General features: G+C 44.3%; 17 protein-coding genes. 8 read left to right on the top strand and 9 right to left on the bottom strand.

Annotation, left to right across the window (positions count from 1 at the left end):
• Window positions 1–17: 17 nt before the first annotated feature.
• The 9 genes from ACN084_RS03220 to rpmH form a co-directional block, all read right to left on the bottom strand.
• Window positions 18–1,676: an alpha-keto acid decarboxylase family protein gene (locus ACN084_RS03220; RefSeq protein ID WP_419105861.1), complete on the bottom strand. Its 1,659-nt coding sequence runs from the start codon at window positions 1,674–1,676 to the stop codon at window positions 18–20.
• A 332-nt stretch (window positions 1,677–2,008) separates the two neighbouring features.
• Entirely contained in the window at window positions 2,009–3,121 is a 1,113-nt protein-coding gene (locus ACN084_RS03215; protein ID WP_419101270.1) for a ParB/RepB/Spo0J family partition protein, read from the bottom strand.
• A 188-nt stretch (window positions 3,122–3,309) separates the two neighbouring features.
• Complete coding sequence (locus ACN084_RS03210) at window positions 3,310–4,173, bottom strand: ParA family protein (protein WP_419105885.1); 864 nt, start codon at window positions 4,171–4,173, stop codon at window positions 3,310–3,312.
• Window positions 4,174–4,625: 452 nt separating this feature from the next.
• Window positions 4,626–5,270, bottom strand: a complete 645-nt coding sequence (gene rsmG / locus ACN084_RS03205; protein WP_419105860.1) for a 16S rRNA (guanine(527)-N(7))-methyltransferase RsmG — start codon at window positions 5,268–5,270, stop codon at window positions 4,626–4,628.
• Window positions 5,271–5,786 carry a protein jag gene (locus tag ACN084_RS03200; RefSeq protein WP_419105884.1) on the bottom strand — a complete coding sequence of 172 codons (516 nt, stop codon included), beginning with the start codon at window positions 5,784–5,786 and terminating at the stop codon, window positions 5,271–5,273.
• A 31-nt stretch (window positions 5,787–5,817) separates the two neighbouring features.
• Entirely contained in the window at window positions 5,818–6,795 is a 978-nt protein-coding gene (yidC, locus tag ACN084_RS03195; RefSeq protein ID WP_419105859.1) for a membrane protein insertase YidC, read from the bottom strand.
• A 52-nt stretch (window positions 6,796–6,847) separates the two neighbouring features.
• A complete protein-coding gene (gene yidD, locus ACN084_RS03190; RefSeq protein WP_419105883.1) occupies window positions 6,848–7,228 on the bottom strand; it encodes a membrane protein insertion efficiency factor YidD in 381 nt (126 codons plus the stop codon).
• A 9-nt stretch (window positions 7,229–7,237) separates the two neighbouring features.
• The gene (gene rnpA, locus ACN084_RS03185; protein ID WP_419105858.1) at window positions 7,238–7,648 is read right to left on the bottom strand and encodes a ribonuclease P protein component; all 411 of its coding nucleotides are present in this window, start codon (window positions 7,646–7,648) and stop codon (window positions 7,238–7,240) included.
• A 64-nt stretch (window positions 7,649–7,712) separates the two neighbouring features.
• Window positions 7,713–7,850, bottom strand: a complete 138-nt coding sequence (gene rpmH, locus ACN084_RS03180; RefSeq protein ID WP_419101264.1) for a 50S ribosomal protein L34 — start codon at window positions 7,848–7,850, stop codon at window positions 7,713–7,715.
• Between the two features lie 521 nt (window positions 7,851–8,371).
• Between rpmH and dnaA the strand changes: the two genes are divergently transcribed.
• The 8 genes from dnaA (at window position 8,372) to gyrA (ending at window position 20,123) form a co-directional block, all read left to right on the top strand.
• Window positions 8,372–9,937: a chromosomal replication initiator protein DnaA gene (gene dnaA / locus ACN084_RS03175; RefSeq protein ID WP_419105882.1), complete on the top strand. Its 1,566-nt coding sequence runs from the start codon at window positions 8,372–8,374 to the stop codon at window positions 9,935–9,937.
• Between the two features lie 545 nt (window positions 9,938–10,482).
• The gene (locus ACN084_RS03170) at window positions 10,483–11,079 is read left to right on the top strand and encodes a hypothetical protein (protein ID WP_419105857.1); all 597 of its coding nucleotides are present in this window, start codon (window positions 10,483–10,485) and stop codon (window positions 11,077–11,079) included.
• A gap of 173 nt (window positions 11,080–11,252) precedes the next feature.
• A complete protein-coding gene (locus ACN084_RS03165; protein WP_419101262.1) occupies window positions 11,253–11,897 on the top strand; it encodes a hypothetical protein in 645 nt (214 codons plus the stop codon).
• 210 nt (window positions 11,898–12,107) lie between these two features.
• Window positions 12,108–13,232, top strand: a complete 1,125-nt coding sequence (gene dnaN, locus ACN084_RS03160) for a DNA polymerase III subunit beta (protein WP_419105856.1) — start codon at window positions 12,108–12,110, stop codon at window positions 13,230–13,232.
• A gap of 45 nt (window positions 13,233–13,277) precedes the next feature.
• The gene (recF, locus tag ACN084_RS03155; RefSeq protein ID WP_419105855.1) at window positions 13,278–14,447 is read left to right on the top strand and encodes a DNA replication/repair protein RecF; all 1,170 of its coding nucleotides are present in this window, start codon (window positions 13,278–13,280) and stop codon (window positions 14,445–14,447) included.
• 32 nt (window positions 14,448–14,479) lie between these two features.
• The gene (locus tag ACN084_RS03150; protein ID WP_419101259.1) at window positions 14,480–15,067 is read left to right on the top strand and encodes a DUF721 domain-containing protein; all 588 of its coding nucleotides are present in this window, start codon (window positions 14,480–14,482) and stop codon (window positions 15,065–15,067) included.
• A gap of 304 nt (window positions 15,068–15,371) precedes the next feature.
• Complete coding sequence (gene gyrB, locus ACN084_RS03145) at window positions 15,372–17,399, top strand: DNA topoisomerase (ATP-hydrolyzing) subunit B (protein WP_419101258.1); 2,028 nt, start codon at window positions 15,372–15,374, stop codon at window positions 17,397–17,399.
• Between the two features lie 78 nt (window positions 17,400–17,477).
• Complete coding sequence (gene gyrA, locus ACN084_RS03140) at window positions 17,478–20,123, top strand: DNA gyrase subunit A (RefSeq protein WP_419105854.1); 2,646 nt, start codon at window positions 17,478–17,480, stop codon at window positions 20,121–20,123.
• Window position 20,124: the final 1 nt, after the last annotated feature.

The raw sequence follows: 20,124 nt of genomic DNA, 5'->3' as shown, positions 1-20,124 counted from the left end.
ACCAACACCCTAATTTTTTATTGAGAGTTCGCTCGTGCTAAAGCCTTCGCAACGTCGTTGAGTAGTTGAGGGACATCATCTTTATCCATAATAATTTCCATAAACACCATGCGATCACGAGTTTTATTAGTAATACGGCAAGCATCTAATAATTCTTGGGCAGTTCGGACTTTAAATAAGAGGACGTCATCTTCACCTGCACCAAATGCAGCAGGTATAAGATCCCATTGATAACGGTGAATATCGTTATAAGGCTGTTGAGGCCCATGAATAGCTCGTTCAACGGTGTATCCGTCATTATTAATAAGAATAATGACCGGATTAATTTTCTCACGCAGCATTGTTCCAATTTCTTGGATAGTTAGCTGCGCTGACCCGTCTCCAATAAGTAGAACACCTCGTGACGACCTATCTGCTATTGACGCTCCGAGCATCGCTGGCAAGCTATATCCGATAGACCCCCACAGTGGTTGCCCAATAAACATTGAGGATTCTGGAAATTTCCTATTCGCCATCCCGAAGAAAGAAGTTCCTTGGTCAGCAACAACAATATTTCCAGGAGTCAACTCTCCAGAAAGCAAATCCCACAAGGTATCTTGTGTCAAAGAAGCGTTCATATCAATCTTTTGAGTTTGTTCTTTGACTTCTTTTTGGAGAGGGTATGGCTTGGCATCATATTCTCGAGCAACCTCTACAACAATCTCTAAGGCTGTTTTAATGGTCAATGGAGTGAAAACTTCATGCCCGATGCGTGAAGATTGTGGACGAATATGAACCGTATTCTCGGGAAGTTTCTGAGAGAATCCCGCAGTAGTAGAATCAGTAAATTCCACACCAGCACTAATAAGAACCTCTGCATTCTCAATAGCGTCTTTAGTTCGCCCATCAGAGACCACCCCTGCATATACTCCCGCAAATTGAGAGTCACTCTCGTCGACAAGAGTTTTGCCCCACATTAATGTAGCGTGAGGGAATCCCGTTTCTTTGAGGAGTGTCTTAAGCTGTTCACGTGCTCCCATACGATGCACCAATAAATCAGCGAGAACGCTCACTTCTTTCCCTGCAAGAACCTCGCTCAAAGCCTTTCTAAAGGCTTTTTGAGCACCTTTAGAGGATAGTGCAACATCAGTTTGAAGAGGCTCTCGAGGCGGTGTAGTCTCCACTCTTGCAACATCGGTCGACAACAAGAGGTAACCTGGTCGGCGACGGATTACTACTTCACGAATCACGCGATCGATTTCAGCCGTTGCTGTAGCATGGTCAAGGTCTGCTACGGCACAGGAAACTTCCCGCGCCATTCTCATAAAATGCGAGAAATCACCATCGCCTAACGTGTGATGCATTTTCAGGTGGTTTGCTTGATTTTCTTTACTTGGAGCACCAACAATATGCACGACAGGAACATGCTCAGCATAAGAGCCAGCTAAAGCATTGATCGCAGAGAGTTCTCCGACCCCATAGGTGGTAACAAGGGCACCTAGTCCACGAACTCGAGAATAACCGTCAGCACTATAACCAGCGTTAAGTTCGTTTGCGCTACCAACCCAAGATATATTTTTATGTTCTACGATGTGATCTAGAAATTGAAGATTAAAGTCTCCGGGGACTCCAAATATTTCAGTAATCCCCTGCTCTGCAAGTCTGTCCAACAGGTAATCACTCACTGTATAACTCATATAGTCCTCATCTCTTTTTTTATCAATGCAATAAAAAATATTCTTAGCTGTTTTCAGAATCACATAAAGGAGGAAAAGTTGCAAGACAGGTGAAACACAAAAGGGAAATTTTCCAGCATCTCACTAGTGCGAGTCCCTCTTGTTCCACGTGAAACCCTCCTTAAAAGAGGTATTCATGCAGTATATTTAACCGCAAAAGGTTTATATCCTTCATAAAATCTCGTTTCACGTGAAACATTTCATTAGAAGACAGCAAGAAAACCTTACACTTAAAATAAATAATGCGTGAAATAAATATATTTATTTCACGCATTATTAATAAATATAATTATCTATTTTTTATCTATATTTGGATCGAGAACAGAAATAATTCTATTAAGGTCTTCCACAGAAGCAAATTCAATAGTCATTTTTCCTTTACGGGCACCTAATTGAATTTTAACATTTGTATCAAGCCTATCAGCGAATGCGTCTGCAATATAATCCAAGCGTTCATGATGCTTTTGAGGTCGAATTGTTTTTGGTTCTTTTTTAGGCTGTTCCGAAAAATGTGATACTAGTTCTTCTACAGCGCGAACAGACAAACCTTCATTAACAATTTTTTGGGCAACCTTTTCCATTTCAGCATGAGTTTTCAACGACAATAACGCCCGAGCATGCCCCGAAGACAATACACCAACAGCGACTCGGCGCTGCACGAGAGCAGGAAGCTTTAGAAGGCGAATAGTATTCGCAATCAACGAGCGAGAACGCCCAATTTTTTGGGCTAATTGTTCTTGAGTAGTTCCAAACTCCTCAAGAAGTTGCTGATACGCTGCAGCTTCTTCAATAGGATTAAGCTGGCTACGATGAAGGTTTTCTAATAATGCATCACGTAGCAAATCAACATCATGAGTTTCTCGAACAATAGCAGGAATCGTATCGAGACCAGCTCGTTGCGTTGCGCGCCAACGACGCTCCCCCATGACTAATTCGTATTTTTCCTGACCATTTTCACGGCTTTTTCTTACCACAATAGGTTGTAAAACACCTATTTCTTTAACAGAATGAACAAGTTCTTCCATATCTTGCTCATTGAATTCAGTACGAGGCTGTTTTCTATTGGGGTGAATATCGTGAACATTAAGAATGGTAAATTGAGCGCCGGGAACAGGGATTAGCCCACTGTCAGACTGACTTTCTCCGCCAAAGAAGAAATCGACAGGTCGCCTATTAGAAGTTGAACCACGAAGAGCTGCTCCCATGTCTGCACGTTTTTTCTTCGAATCCTTCTGCTGGGTTTGAGATGTTCCACGTGAAACATTCTTTGAGTCACCATTGTGTTGAGGAGCATTTTGAGATAAGCGATCTGCAGTTTGAGATATGTGAACGTTCTTCTCTGTGTAGTTTTCAGTAGGAATGAGAGCGCCAATACCTCGACCTAGCCCACGCTTCTTTTCTGCCATAGTAAGATTCTCCTCTTATTCAGTAGACCGTCTAAGTCTAACTGTTTCACAAGAAACATAGGGAGAAAGATGCGATGTTTCACGTGAAACTCTTAAATTGTACGCTCTTTTAAAAAGTTGTTATTCATGAATAAAAAGCAGTTGCTTCCTTTTCTTCACATAAAACAACCTATTTAGATTTATAATAATTATTTTCTTTTTGCTATTTCTATAGCAGCTTCTATATAAGCTCTAGAACCAGTCGATGAGACATCATAACTAATTACAGTCTGCTGATAGCTTGGCGCTTCTGAGATACGAACAGAACGGGGAATAACAGCATCAAGAACTTCATTCGGGAAGTGAGCTCTTACTTCATCAGCTACCTGAGAAGCTAGATTTGTTCTTCCGTCATACATTGTCAAAAGAATAGTACTCAACACAAGATCAGCATTAAGATGTTTCTGAATCATCTGGATGTTTTTGAGTAGTTGACTCAACCCTTCCAACGCGTAGTATTCACATTGAATAGGGATAAGAACTTCTTGAGCCGCAACAAAAGCATTAACGGTCAGCAGACCAAGGCTTGGTGGGCAGTCAATAAAAATATAATCAAGGCGTTCTAGCCCTTTATCTTGACGCCATTGCTCATATTCTTGAATTGCTCCTCGCAGTCGGTTTTCACGAGCAACCATTGAGACAAGTTCAATCTCAGCTCCAGCAAGATCAATATTTGCAGGCGCACACCAAAGCTTTTCGACGTCTGGACACGGTTCAATAACATCAGATAAAGGAACTTCGTCAATGAGTACGTCGTAGACGCTACGCACATCGCTTCCGTGTTGAATACCTAAAGCTGTTGACGCGTTGCCTTGAGGGTCGCTATCAATGACAAGAACGTTCATTCCTTTAGTGGCAAGAGCGGCCGCTAAGTTGACCGCGGTGCTTGTTTTCCCGACGCCGCCTTTTTGATTCGAGATAGCAAATACGCGGGTTTTTTCTGGTCGATTCAAAACGATTTGTTCCAGTTCCTTAAGTTTCTTTTTCTCACTTAAAACCTCTGCAGAAACCATGCTATCGAGCCCTTTGCTCCGCACCTGTTTCTCTATTTTCTGACGCGTTTCACGTGAAACATAACCGCGATCCAGCCGAGGAGTGCCTGCGCTTTCTGGTGGATCCGGCGGCATTCCAAAATCAGGAACATTAATTGCTATTTTTTGGTTCATGAGGTTCCAGTCAATCCTAACTTTCTCCCCTCAAGAGCAATATAGAAAATTCGGCACTACGACATGAGGGTGCTACTTAGATTACCTGTTTATCAGTGACATATCGACAATATTTACAAATAAAAACCTTAAAAGGTTGTTCTTAAAGATAAACTCCCAAATATTAAAAATCGCACAGGCAAGATTCACCCCATCACATACCAGGCACAACAAACTTAACAAATATAAAAAATGGTGGTATCAATACCTTGCAGTATTGATACCACCAAAAAGTAGAATCGATTTACAGATAAAAGCTTCTAAAGAGAAACTCTCACAATAGTCGTCGGTTCATCAAGAAGCCCTTCACCAGCACTAAGCACCTCTACAGTACGAGCACCATATTTATTGAGCTTCTTTTGCGCCTTAGCAATTTCTTCTCCAGCAGAACGTCCTTTAATCGCAAGCAACTCACCAGTACCACGAAGAATGGGAAGAGTAATATCAACAAGTCCCACCAACGCCGATACAGCACGAGCCGTCACATATTCAACATCTACCATGCCGATAGCTTGCTCGGCACGAGAACGCAAAATTGTCACGTTCCCCAGTCCCAAATCTTCAACAACTTCATCAAGCCATATCACACGACGCTCCAGAGGCTCTATCAGCGTAATATCGAGGTCTGGACGAGCAATAGCCAAACAAAGCCCTGGAAGGCCGGCACCGGAGCCCACGTCAGCGATTGAAGCGTCTTTCTTGATATATTCCTGCACCACAGCACAGTTCAACACGTGACGCCCCCACAAACGAGGAACTTCTCGAGGCCCGATAAGACCTCTCTCAATACCACTAGTGGCAAGATGCTCAACATAGCGTTGAGCGAGCGAAAGCCTCTGACCAAAAATCTTTTCTGCAGCGATTCTTTCAACGCCGGTTAGCTCCGGAAGAATGTCCTGAGTCATTTATGCCTCCGGAACAGAGATAACAATGTGACGCCCTGCCCCTTCTCCTTCAGACTCTGAATAAAGACCATTTTCAGCGACAAGATCATGAACAAGTTTGCGTTCATAAGCACTCAAAGGCTCCAAGTGGTAGTCTTCTCCAGTTTCTTTGACCTGCGCAATAGCTTCTAGTGCCATAGAAGTAGCTCGTTTAATACGTTTTGCGCGATATTCACCGATATCAAGAACCAAACGGGAATGATTTCCCGTAGCAGCAAGCACCGATAAACGCACTAGTTCTTGCAAAGCAGCAAGAGTATTTCCTCGTTTACCGATAAGAGCTTTAAGCTGTTCGTTCTCACCATCTTCACTAATAACAGAAAGATATGTGCGGTTATTACGAATCTCAATGTCGATATCTCCATCAATATCAGCGATATCAAGGAGTTCCTCAAGATAGTCTGCGGCAATGTCGCCTTCATCTTCGAGGTATTTGAGCTGATCTTTTTCCTCGCAGTTTTCGTGTTCTTCAGACATAGGTGTTTCTTCCACAAGATGCTCCATCAAACTAATTCTTCTTTTTCTGTTGTTGACGCTGACGTTTTTTGCTGACAGGCTGTTGGCGTTGCCCTTGAGCTGCACGTTCACGTGCTTTTTGCAATTCTTCTTCGTATTGTTCTTTAGTCTTACCGACCGGTGGCAGACCTTTTTCTGCGCGACGAGCGTTGAGTTCTCGTTCTGCCTGAGAACCGGGCGTTGGGTTATTACGAATAACCCACCATTGCTGCCCTACAGACCAGATATTTGAGACAGTCCAATACACAAGAACACCGATAGGGAAGTTAATACCAGAAATCAAGAAGATAACAGGGAAGATATAAATCATCATCTGCTGTTGGCGATACATGGGTGACTCTTTAGCCGCATCAGACACGTTTTTAGCGCCCAGCTGTTTCTGGGATACAAACATGGATACAGACATCAAGACGACGAGAGCGCCAGCGACAATAATCGTGCTTGCGTGGTTTCCGTTCCCGGGGTTCAACATTGTGGAAAAGAGCGGAACTTGTCCAAAAATATACGAATCATTGAACTGTTTGACTAGGTCACTAGAAAGCATCAAAATGCCTTCATGTTTTTCCGCCGCGTGAGGAATCCCTCTTAGTACTTGGTAGAGCCCAAAGAAAATTGGCATTTGAGCCAGAATAGGGAAACAAGATGAAAGCGGATTAGCTCCGCGTTCTTTATACAGAGCCATTTGTTCTTGCGCCATAGCTTGACGTGAGAGCTGGTCTGTTTTACCTTGATATTTTTTCTTCAGTTTTGTGAGTTCTGGCTGAAGTTCTTGCATCCCTCGCATAGATTTAATCTGTTTAAGGAACAGAGGAATAGTCAGAGTACGCATCACGAGCGTTAGCCCGACAATAGCAAGTACCCAGGTCAGACCCGAGGTAGGGTCTAACCCGATTGTAGTGAAGAGTGAATGGAATACCCAGAGAATAAAGGAAACAATCCATTTAAAGGGCCAGAGAATGGCGTCAAACATCGAGTTCTCCTTGGCTCGTTGAGCCTATTAGTTTGGTCTGTTGCATGATGGTTTATAGATAGTCTTGAGGGTGGTTCAAGAGAATAATTTTAGGTTCTTTTCCGGCAGGAAATTTTTGTTTTCCTGCCGGCACTTCATCAAGTCCACCAGCCGCCCAAGGATGACAACGCAGAAGCCTGCGGACAGTAAGCGACAGCCCCTTAGTTGCCCCGTGTCGAAGGCATGATTCTAAGGCGTAGGCTGAACAACTTGGATAGTATTTACAAACGTTTCCATAAAGTGGTGAAACGACTGCTCGATAAACTTTTAATACCGCGATAAGAAAATTCTGTGGCAATGTCCAGAGAGCATGTTGTATGGATTGTGGACGAACAAATTCGTGTGGCGCTTGTTCTAAGAGGTCTGATCTTTGTCCGTGAGAAGAGTGCGTCATCATGGATTTTCAGCATTCCTCTCGGCGGGATAGTGAGGCAGTTTCAGGGCTTTGTGCTACTGCTTGCAGACATTGTTGTGATGCTATTTTAGCAAGGATGCTAGTTAGAGCACTTTCATAATCTTGTGCTAGTTGCTCCCATGTGGCATGAGAGGATGCCGGAAGAGCGCGAATAACTAGTTGGTATCCCTGCGGAAGTTCTTTGAGTGTAGGTGCTGTGAGTGCGCGCAGTCTTCTTTTGACGAGGTTTCGGGTAACAGCGTTCCCAACAGTTTTAGAGACAATAAATCCGACAATAGTAGGAGATTGCCCATAGGAAGTTGCATATAGAACTAAGTTCCGGCGCCCAGAACGGACACCGGAACGTGTAGTTTCTGTGAATTGGACTTTTGTCCGCATCCGGTGCTGTTGAGCCAGCACATGTTCTCCTTTCGGTTTCGACTCCTAGGATTCCCCCAGAGGTCGAGGAGGGAAGGAGTTTAATTTATGCCGAAAGAGCGGTGCGACCCTTGCTGCGACGGTTTGCCAAGATGGCACGACCTGCACGGGTGCGCATGCGAAGACGGAAACCGTGCTTCTTGGCACGACGGCGGTTATTCGGCTGAAAAGTCCGCTTGCTCATTTTGTTACTCCAAAGCGTTTGGTAGGGGCGCGCAACCCTTCACCAATTTGTTTAGAAACAGGTTGACGCTTATTTCTGATGATGAGCACACATCCTAAGCGTTTTTTCACACTATTGCCCTGCCTAAACAGAGCGTACGGAGCGTACACATATGACTAAAAAACTCTATGAGGTTAATTGCCTGTGGTCAAGCAAGGCACAGCTAAGTTTTTAATCACAGCATGTGCATAATCTATTATCAACACCTGTGGATTCATTCTTTTTGAGGCACTAAATTTCATGTTTTCCACAGAATAACCGCTCGCAACTCATCAACAGTTACTTTTCTTGTAATTCACGACTTCTTCGATAAACTGTCTCGAAGTGCCCACATGAAATACACTGTGTAAATAACAAGTTTTCCACTCTGTGTATAACAGCTGTGGAAAACTGTGGATTTTGGTTTTTAAGCGCTAAAATTTAATCTCAACATTACCCAATATAAAAGGAGTTCCACCTTGAGCGAGCAATCACATGACACCATGATGCTTCGTTGGGCTCATCTCAAGGAGATGCTTCGAACTAAAGTCAGTCCGCGGTGGATGGGATTCATTTCGCAAGCGCTGCCTCAAGCACATATGGGTTCAGTATTACTTATTGCGGTTCCTAGCGAGTATGCAAGAGAAGTCATTCAACAAAAAATTAATCACGAATTCAAGGTTGCATTAGAAAACGCTTTCGGAGAAGGAACTACCGAAGCTATCGTCATTGATACCAGTCTTGAGGAAGTCTCCTCTGCTGCTTTCGTTCAGCCAAAGAATCCTCAACAAGAGATCTCGTCACCGGCTAAAACCGCTAACATACCCCAAAATAATGATGAGATTCAGGTTGTTGAGTCTGTTCCGACAGTTCAACAGATAGAGACGGAGGGGCGTCTGGCAAGCCCATCCTTTACACAAAGTAATCATTCTGTTCAGGAAGAATCAGTTTCTCTTGTTCAAGATGTTGAGACGCCCAAGCCAAAGCAAAACACCGAAACGTCAACGGCATCGTCTGTGTGGGAAAGCTCTGCCCGCCTCAATGATAAATACACTTTCGACACTTTTGTAATTGGACAGTCTAATCGTTTTGCTCATGCGGCAGCTTTTGCTGTTTCAGAAACTCCAGCATCTGCGTACAACCCCCTCTTTATCTATGGCGATTCGGGGTTAGGGAAAACTCATTTGCTCCACGCAATCGGACATTATGCGAAACGACTTTATCCAGAACTTCGAGTACGTTATGTCAATTCCGAAGAGTTTACGAACGAATTTATTAATTCCATTCGAGATGATGAAGGCTCTTCATTTAAGCAGATTTATCGCAATGTTGATATGTTGCTGATTGATGACATTCAGTTTTTAGCTGGTAAGGAACACACTCAAGAGGAGTTCTTCCATACTTTTAACACTTTGCATAATCATCAGAAGCAAGTGGTCATCACTTCTGATTTGCCTCCTAAAATGCTCACTGGCTTCGTAGAACGTATGCGTTCTCGTTTTGAGTGGGGGCTTATTACTGACGTGCAACCGCCGGAATTAGAAACTCGCATTGCCATTTTGAGGAAGAAAGCTCAGAATGAATCTATCGAGGTGCCTGATGATGTGATGGAGTATATTGCCTCGAACATCGCGACTAATATTCGTGAGCTAGAAGGTTCTCTTATTCGTGTGGCAGCGTTTGCATCGTTAAATAAGCAACCTATTGATTTGTCAGTGGCAGAACGTGTCCTCAAAGATTTTATTACCAGCGACGGTGCTCAAGAGATTACCGCTTCTCAAATTCTTGTGGCGACTGCGAGCTATTTTGATGTGTCGATTGAAGAATTACAGTCAAAGTCTCGAACACGTACTCTTGTGACAGCGCGCCAGATTGCGATGTATCTGTTGCGGGAGCTGACAGATATGTCTCTTCCCAAAATTGGTCAAGAATTGGGTGGCCGTGACCATACTACGGTCATTCATGCTGACCGAAAAATTAGGAGTTTGATGGCAGAACGACATCAGATTTTCAATCAAGTAAATGAGTTAACCAACAAGATAAAACAAGTTCAACGGGCTCAGAAGTAGTTCTGACAAGCTTAAATAACAAAAAATCTGGACTGTGGATAACTTGTGTGACTTAAGGTCTTAAAATGTGGAGGTTAAGTGCATAGTTATACGTTTTAAGTGGATTGCTTATGCAGCATAATTATTCATTCACACTAGGTTCACTTAATGAGATTTATTAAAACACATTTTATCAACATCTAAAACCTTGAATTCTCGCGGTATTTGATGGTTATCCACACAATCCACATCCGTTATTAACACTACTACCTTAAAGAGAAAAACCTCCAAATAACATTTTCTGTGCCTCTCTCGAACATCTAGACCTCTGTAATTACAACTTTTCTTGCCTGCTATTGGTGCCCTAGTTCTTGATGTAATTACAGAAAATTGGTGTTTTCTGAGATGTTGTGTTGTTTTGAAAATTAAAAGGATGTAGTTTGACTATCAGATGATCTTCTTTTGAATAACAGTATTTTTAAGAAGTATTCTCGCAATGAACCATTGAGAACAACACTGAAATGTACATATTTTCATGAGTTCTCCCCTTCTTATATAGAGGAACCATGAATTCGATATCTCGTCGTCATCTTGTTAGTGGAACTGCTTGGTCTGTACCTGTAGTTCTTAGTTCGTCACTAGTACCCAGCTACGCTTCCTCCCCTTGTTCTGAAAGCGTGTGGTATATCAAGTCACGTCTGATTCAAACAGAATCGGATCCTTCAAACGTTAACTTTGACAATGTTGTTACCGACCAAACAACTCCTCCGGGTGAAAGTTCCATGCAACATTGGTATTTCAGAGGAAAATTATGGTGGCGTATTCCTTTAGGCTTTCCAGAAGGAGCAGAAGCTGGAACGCTTGTTACTATCCCCTTCGATAGCTCTTGGACTTCCCCTTCGCGTCCGTCTCCTTATCCTCTTGCTAAATTTAAAGCGTTTGGATCAGCCCATCCTGAGCTTTTTACTCACGAACTCCCTCCAGCTGAGATAGCTATAGGATCTGACCACATAACAATTTCTTTCTCTCAAGAAATCCCAGTAGGAGCTGCTGGAGGTTTTATTTTTACAACACTTCCTGTTGGTGGAGAAGACGCTGTATTGGCCGGTACTCCATATACGGCTGAAGCTTATATAACTTTCAAACCTCTACAGTGCTCTTAAAATCTCGATACTTTTTAGATATGTCGTAGTACGAATCTGGCGGGGTATGTCAGCTAAACAGCTGACATACCCCGCCAATAGAGTGGTTAGTTAATAAAACGTCTTTTGGGTATCTTGTCGGTACACTAAAAAGTGAAGTTTTAATTTAAAAATTTTTTCTTATTAGGGGAATAATGTCTCACACAGTGAACCGCCGTCATCTTGTTAAAGGTGCCGCTTGGGCTGCGCCCGTTGTCCTCGCAACATCTGTCGTTCCGGTCTATGCTGCTTCATGCGATATGCGAGTCTGGGAAGTTGAATCTCAAATTGTTGCAACGGACCCAGACTATTCAAACAACAATTACATCAAAAAAGTTCTTTACGGCAAAGGTCTTAGCGAAAAAGACAAGTCTCAAGAATACGGTGAAGCAGAAATGCAACACTGGTACGACGCCAATAGTAAAAAGCTGATGTGGCGTCTACATATCGGTCTTCCTGAAGGTGCTGCTAACGGTGCAATGATTACAATTCCTGTTGACCCCTCATGGTCAAACCCCTCAGCTATTAGCCAAGGTGGACTCGAACTTTTCTTGCGTCTTGATGCTCACCGCCCAGAACTTTATTCGGAGAGTTTCCCACCTGCTCTCATCGAAGATCGTGGAACTTACCTGTCTATTATCTTCGCTGGGCCTATTCCGAAGGGTGCAGGAGCAGTCTTTACGTTCTCTGCAGATCCAAAGGGTGGAGAGGAAGCCGTTCTTGGACGCAATAGCTCCACTGGCACAGGCAATACATACACCGCTAAAGCGACTATCGAGTTTAAGAAATTAGGCTGCTAAAGAGTCAAAAAAGATTACCACTAGCGTATATACCCTAAATGGTATATACGCTAGTGGTGTCTTTAAGGGTGATAACAACTAAAAACACCCCCATCTTCTGGTCTTTACAACGGAACACTTGAAAATATCCGGTAGACTGAACACAAAATGTGCTCACATCTTCGACGAGCTCAGAAACTTTATCTTTGATTCAACGTACAAGGGGTACTGGTGAAATTTACTATCGAACGTGATGTCCTCACAGAAGCAGTCGGCTGGACCGCTCGATCACTTTCACCTCGTCCACCTGTGCCTGTCCTTTCAGGACTGCTAATTACTGCAGCTGACGGAGAAGTCTCTATCGCTAGTTTTGATTACGAGACCTCCGCAAAACTAAAAGTCAGTGCCGTTATTGAAGAAGAAGGTACAGCTCTGGTTTCAGGAAGGCTACTTGCGGAAATTTGCCGTGCTTTACCGAACTCAGCCGTGAACGTTAGCGTTCACGAGTCAAAAATGCATATTCAATGCCGTACCGCAAGTTTTAACCTCAGCACTATGCCAGTAGCTGACTATCCCGAGCTTCCTGCGCTTCCCACTATTTCTGGAACTATCGACGGAAATTCTTTCGCAAAATCTGTTTCACAAGTTGTTGTTGCAGCTTCTAAAGACGACACCATCCCCCTACTCACTGCTATTTTGGTAGAAATTGAGGGGAAAAAGATGACGTTATTTGCAACTGACCGTTATCGTCTAGCAATGCGTGAACTGACATGGGAACCAGCCTCAAAAAATATTAAAACTTCAGTATTAGTCAAAGCGAAAACAATGTCAGAGGTAGCTAAAACTCTAGGTGGAGCAGGCGATCTTAACATAGCGCTTTCCGATTCCCATGAACTGATTGGTTTTGAATCAGGCGGACGTCGCACGACAAGCTTGCTTGTCGATGGAGAATACCCCAAGATTCGCTCTCTCTTCCCTGACTCCACACCTATTCATGCGATTGTCAGAACTTCTGATTTGCTCGAAGCGGTACGTCGTGTCTCGCTTGTTGCAGAACGTAACACTCCTGTGCGTCTTGTTTTCGCTGAAGGTCAAGTGAGCTTAGATGCTGGAACAGGCGAAGACGCGCAAGCAACGGAAACGCTGAGCGCTCATCTTGAAGGTGAAGATAACATTACTGTTGCGTTCAACCCATCCTACTTATCGGAAGGTCTAAATAGTTTCGGGACAGAATTTGTTCGATTCTCTTTCACTGACCCTGCGAAACCTGCCTCTATCTCAGGGCAGAAAGAACTGATGGGCGAAGATGAAAGTGACTACCGATATTTGCTCATGCCTGTTCGTCTACCTAACTAACAAAGTCTTTTAAAACTAAGAACTTGTGAAGAACGGAAGGTTTGTGTGTACATCGACCATATTTCGTTGATGAACTACCGCACTTACTCGCTGTTGAATTTGCCGTTGTCTACTGGTGTCACCGTGTTTTTGGGTGCTAATGGCGTCGGTAAAACCAACATTGTTGAAGCCATTAACTACACTGCAGAGCTTTCTTCACATCGCGTGTCTCATGATGGCCCATTAGTTCAGGTGGGTGCTCAACGAGCGTATATACGTACTCGTGTTGTGCGTGGAAAATGGCAGACCATCACTGAATTTGAAATTGCGCCAGGGCATAGTAATCGTGTTCGCATTAATAGGGCAGCTCCCGTGCGTGCTCGCGAAGCGTTGGGGATTACTGCGACAGTGTTTTTCTCTCCCGAAGATTTACAACTAGTTAAAGGAGAGCCTCAATATCGAAGACGTTTTGTTGACGATATGGCTGTTTCTTTGCGTCCTGTTGTTGCTTCTTATCGAAGTGACTATGAACGGATTCTCAGACAACGAAACTCTCTTCTAAAAACGATGAGAGGTGGGCGAATCACTGAAGAGCATCGCCATACTTTGACTATTTGGAATGAGCAAATCGCTCAAGCTGGAGCGTTACTTGTTCATTCTCGATGGAATGTTTTGGCTCGGCTAATGCCAGAAATTCAACATGCGTATCAGCAGCTCACTGACGGTTCTAAAGCGATTGGTGTCACCTACGAATCGACTATTTTTCCTGATATTACAGATGCTACGCTCCCCCACGCAGCGCAGCTGAGCGTTGCTGATATTGCTCAGGAATGGATGCGCGCGATAGAAGACAAACAGCAAGAAGAAATTGAGCGTGGAGTAAGTTTAGTGGGAGCTCACCGTGATGAGATGATATGGAAGATTGGTGATATACCGGCTAAAGGTTTTGCATCTCATGGGGAGAGCTGGTCCTTAGCACTAGCTCTCAAATTAGGTTCTTGGTATGTTCATAGAAAAGAACAGCAAGGTGTGGGATCTTGTCCGATTCTTATCCTTGACGATGTTTTTGCTGAATTAGATACTGCACGGCGAAAACGCCTCGGTTCAATTGTCTCTGACGCTGAACAAGTGTTAGTCACATGTGCTATCGAAGAAGATATCCCTCAGGAACTGGGGGATGATATTACCATTGTGAGGGTGAGCCCGGGGCGGGTGGCATTTGGTGCAGAATCTTAGATGGCATACGGTAGTGAAAGAATTGTCTTCTCATGAATTTTGACGAGCGATACGCTGAAGCTCCAGCAATTATGTTGCAAAGAATGCGTTATGCTGCTTCTGAGCGAGGAGAGGCACCTCTTGAGGGGTATGCTGCTCGAAAAATTCTCAAAGATTTTAGTGCCTCAATGAGTCAGCAACCGGGGAAGAAAAAACCTCAACCGTATTACCAGCGGCAAAATATTGCTCAAATGGGTGGATATACAGGGGCTGGTGAAGATTATCGTGACCCCCAACCGCTGAGTTATGCTATCGATAAATTAATCCGTAGTCGAGGCTGGAAAGATCCGGTTGCTGTTTCTTCTGTGCTGGCTCGGTGGAAAGAATTGATGGGTGAGCATGTTGCTGAACATACAACACCCGAAAAATATCAAGATACTAAAGTTACGATTCGATGTTCTTCGACCTCCTGGGCTACTAATCTGAAGCTGATGAAAAGTGAAGTGTTGAAGATGTTTGAGCGGGAGCTTGGTGCTGGTATCGTGACAGATATTATTATTTTGGGCCCCCATACACGACAGTGGAAACACGGTAAATTGGTTGCTCCTGGTGGACGTGGACCACGAGATACCTATGGGTAGTTTTCTTATCTAAGAAGAGAAACTTATAACCACGGGGAACCTATTGTGCAATACCCTGATGCGCTTGAAACGCCGATTTTAGGCGTTCTAGCGGGTAGCCGCTAAGAATAACCCTTATAAAAGGCAACAAAGAGGGCTATATTTCCCTATTTTCCGGTAGAATTGAGCATAAATGTACTGCGCATTTTTAACTCTATGTCACTCATTGAATGAGTAATCCGTGCAGCCTTAATGTATAGCAATAAATAAGGTTGTGAAGGTTTGACAAAGATGCGCTAAATCTTACTCAAGGAGCCTTATACCTGTGGCAACTGAAGAAACACCTCATGAATATGGTGCAGCCGATATTACGGTTCTCGAGGGGCTAGAAGCTGTTCGTAAACGTCCTGGTATGTATATCGGTTCAACTAATGAACGCGGTCTGCATCATCTTGTCTATGAAGTTGTCGATAACTCTGTTGACGAAGCTTTGGCTGGATATGCCGATCATATTGAGGTGACAATCCTCGAAGACGGAGCGGTGCGTGTTAGCGATAACGGACGTGGCATTCCGGTTGATGAGCATCCCACCGAACATAAACCTACTGTAGAAGTCGTGATGACGATTTTGCACGCTGGCGGTAAATTTGGCGGTGGCGGTTACGCTGTTTCTGGTGGTCTGCACGGTGTGGGTATTTCTGTTGTGAATGCGCTATCTACTCGCGTGGAAACGCAGGTGCGACGTCAAGGGTATGCGTGGAACATCTCCTTTGAAAATGGTGGTGTTACGAAGAACCCGCTGACTCGTGGCGAAGCAACAGAACAAACTGGAACTACTCAGACGTTCTGGCCAGATCCCGAAATTTTTGAAACAACTGTTTTTGATTTTGAAACGTTGAGGGCGCGTTTTCAGCAAATGGCGTTCTTGAATAAGGGCCTCACCATTTCTTTGACGGATCAACGAGAGGTTCTCCCCCAAGACGAAATTGCTGGGGATGATAAGAAAAAAGGTGAACAACTCAATCGAGTTGGTGCAAATGCGCACGGATATAAAAGCGTCACCTACCTCTATGAAAATGGTCTTTTAGATTATGTTAAGTTCCTTAACAGCTCTAAAAAACTAGAGACTATTAACGACGAAATCATCGCTTTTGAAGCAGAAGATACCGAGCGTATTATGAGCTTGGAAGTGGCGATGCAATGGACTACCGACTATAAAGAGTCTGTCCATACGTATGCTAATACCATTAATACACATGAAGGCGGTACGCACGAAGAAGGCTTCCGTGCAGCACTGACGTCTTTGGTGAACCGTTATGCTCGCGATAATAAATTGTTGAGAGATAAAGACGATAACCTCACCGGTGAAGACGTTCGTGAAGGCCTAACGGCTGTTGTCTCTGTAAAAATTTCTGAGCCTCAATTTGAAGGTCAGACGAAGACGAAGCTGGGCAACTCTGAGGCAAAGTCCTTTGTTCAGCGTGAGATGTCAGATCATTTAGGTGACTGGTTCGAGCGTAATCCTCAGATCGCTAAAGACATTGTGCGCCGTGCGATTACTGCGTCTAATGCTCGTTTAGCTGCTCGTCGCGCTCGCGAGACAACTCGCCGTAAAGGCTTGTTGGAGACGGGTTCGATGCCTGGAAAGCTTAAAGACTGTTCGTCGAAGGATCCATCGATTTCTGAAATTTATTTGGTGGAGGGTGACTCTGCAGGTGGTTCTGCGGTTCAGGGACGTGACCCAAATACTCAGGCGATTCTTCCTTTACGTGGAAAGATTCTCAACGTAGAACGTGCTCGTCTTGACCGCGCTTTGGGCAATGCTGAGATTCAGTCGATGATTACCGCTTTTGGGTCCGGCATCGGAGAAGAATTTAACATCGAAAAAGCCCGCTATCATAAGGTTGTTTTGATGGCGGACGCAGATGTTGATGGTCAGCATATTACGACGTTGTTGTTGACTTTGCTCTTCCGCTTTATGAGACCTTTGATTGAAGCTGGGTATGTGTATTTGGCGCAACCTCCGCTGTATCGCATTAAATGGTCTAACGCTCCGCACGATTATGTTTATTCTGATGCTGAGCGTGATGAGGTTGTTGCTCGAGGTCTCGCTAATAATCAGCGTCTTCCTAAAGATAATGGTATTCAGCGTTATAAAGGTCTTGGGGAGATGGATTATACCGAGCTTTGGGAAACAACGATGGATCCTCAAAAGCGCACTCTCTTGCAGGTGACTGTAGAAGATGCTGCTGCAGCTGATCAGGTTTTCTCTGTTCTGATGGGTGAAGATGTTGAGGCTCGACGTGACTTTATTCAACAGAACGCAAAAGATATTCGATTCCTTGATGTCTAGGGAATATGTGCATAGCACAAGCGTTATATAACGCTCAAGGAATATAAATCAAGGACGAAAAGAAACGGAAAACTTCACATGAGCGATGAAACTCAGAATGATTCCACAGAACCTATTGAAGGCGAAGTTGTAGGAAGTTCCTTAGCGGCAGCAACTACCGTTCACGGACGAGTGAATAAAGTAGACCTCCGCTCAGAAATGGAACGTTCATACCTGGATTACGCGATGGCCGTCATTATTGGACGTGCTTTACCGGACGTGCGTGATGGGCTAAAACCTGTACACCGTCGCGTCATCTATGCAATGTACGATGGCGGCTATCGACCTGAACGAGCTTTTAATAAATGCGCTCGCGTGGTTGGTGACGTGATGGGTCAGTACCATCCCCACGGTGATAGCGCTATCTATGACACCTTGGTACGTCTCATCCAGCATTGGACCATGCGTTATCCCCTTGCGCTAGGGCAGGGAAACTTTGGCTCTCCCGGTAACGATGGAGCTGCGGCGTCTCGTTACACTGAGACAAAAATGGCGCCTATCGCATTAGAAATGGTTCGTGATATCCACGAAGATACCGTGGACTATCAAGATAACTACGATGGTAAGAACCAAGAACCGACTGTTCTTCCATCTCGTATTCCTAACCTATTAGTCAATGGCTCCTCAGGTATTGCGGTGGGTATGGCAACAAACATTCCCCCTCATAACTTACGTGAAGTAGCAGAAGGCGTGGAATGGTTCCTTAAAAATCCTGATGCAACGAACGAAGAGCTTCTTGATGCTCTATTAGAGCGCATTAAAGGCCCAGACTTTCCTACTGGCGCTACCATTCTTGGGCATAAGGGCATCGAAGATGCTTACCGTACAGGACGCGGATCTATTACGATGCGCGCGGTGGTCAACGTCGAAGAGATTCACGGTCGCACCTGCCTGGTTATTACCGAACTCCCCTATCAAACAAACCCCGATAATCTTGCTATTAAAATTGCTGACCTCGTCAAAGAGCATAAGATTACCGGTATTGCTGATTTACGGGATGAAACTTCTGGTCGTACCGGACAGCGTCTAGTTGTCGTTCTTAAGCGTGATGCTGTGCCTAAGGTTGTTCTAAATAACCTTTATAAGCACACTCAGTTACAAGAAAACTTCTCTGCTAACATGCTTGCTGTCGTTGATGGTGTGCCTCGTACACTTTCTTTGGACGCGTTTATTCGTCATTGGGTAAACCACCAGATTGAGGTTATCGTTCGACGAACTCGTTATCGTTTGCGTCAAGCTGAAGAAGAAGCGCATATTCTCCGCGGACTGCTTAAAGCTCTTGACGCTCTAGACGAGGTAATTGCTCTGATTCGTCGTTCTGCAACAGCAGATGATGCTCGTAACGGGTTAATGACGTTACTTGATATTGATGAAGCTCAGGCTCAAGCAATTCTTAACATGCAATTGCGTCGTCTGGCAGCTTTGGAACGTCAGAAGATTCAAACTCGTCATGATGAATTGATGCGTTTGATTGCAGAATATAACGAGATTATTGCTTCTGATACTCTTCAGCGTGAGATTATTTCTGAAGAACTTGCTGATATCGTCAATCGCTATGGCGATGATCGTCGCACCAAGATTCTGATGGGATATGACGGCGACATGTCGATGGAGGACTTGATTCCTGAAGAGGAAATGGTTGTAACTATTACTCGTGGTGGTTATGTCAAGCGCACTCGTTCTGACCAATATCGAAGCCAACACCGTGGCGGTAAAGGTATTAAGGGTGCTGCATTACGTGGCGATGATGTTGTAGAACAGTTCTTTGTGACCACAACGCATAACTGGATTCTTTTCTTCACGAACCTAGGTCGTGTTTACCGCACAAAGGCTTATGAGCTGATGGAAGCCGGTCGTGATGCTAAAGGCCAGCATGTCGCTAATCTCTTGGCGTTCCAACCTGAAGAGACTATCGCCAAAGTGATGGAGCTGAAATCTTATGAAGATGCTCCATATCTAGTGCTCGCTACTAAAGGTGGTTTGGTGAAGAAAACCAAACTAAGTGACTATGACACTAATCGTACTGCTGGTGTTATCGCTATTAACCTACGTGATGGCGATGAACTTGTTTCTGCTGGTCTTGCCTCTGCAGAAGACGATTTGATGTTGATCTCTCGTAAAGGTCAGTCACTGCGTTTCACCGCAACTGATGAGGCATTGCGTCCGATGGGTCGTGCAACCTCTGGTGTTACGGGTATGAAATTCCGTGATGGTGATGAGCTGTTGAGTATGAACGTTGTTTCTGATGATTCGTATGTTTTTGTCGTGACTGAAGGCGGTTATGCAAAACGCACGAAGGTTGGAGAGTATCGTATTCAAGGTCGTGGTGGTCTTGGTATCAAGGTTGCTAAATTGGCTGAAGATCGTGGTGACCTTGTGGGTGGATTGATTGTTGAAGAAGATGACGAAGTCTTAGTCGTTATGCAATCAGGTAAAGTTGTTCGTACTTCTGTTGCTGAAGTTCCTGCTAAAGGACGCGACACCATGGGTGTTATTTTTGCTAAACCTGGTAAAAATGACCATATTGTTGGTGTTGCTCGTAATCAAGACCGACAGCTTGAAGAAGAAAATGATGGCGAAAGCGCCGAAGCGGTCGATAATACAGTACCGTTAGAGAATCATCAGCTTGAGTCTGAGCAAGTAGTAGCTCAGAGTTCTGAAGAGAATGCACACGGAGGTAACTAAG

It is taken from the genome of Rothia sp. P7208 (assembly GCF_048512915.1).
In the GTDB taxonomy this organism is placed as follows: Bacteria; Actinomycetota; Actinomycetes; order Actinomycetales; family Micrococcaceae; genus Rothia.
This window is presented reverse-complemented; position numbering and strand designations above follow the sequence as displayed.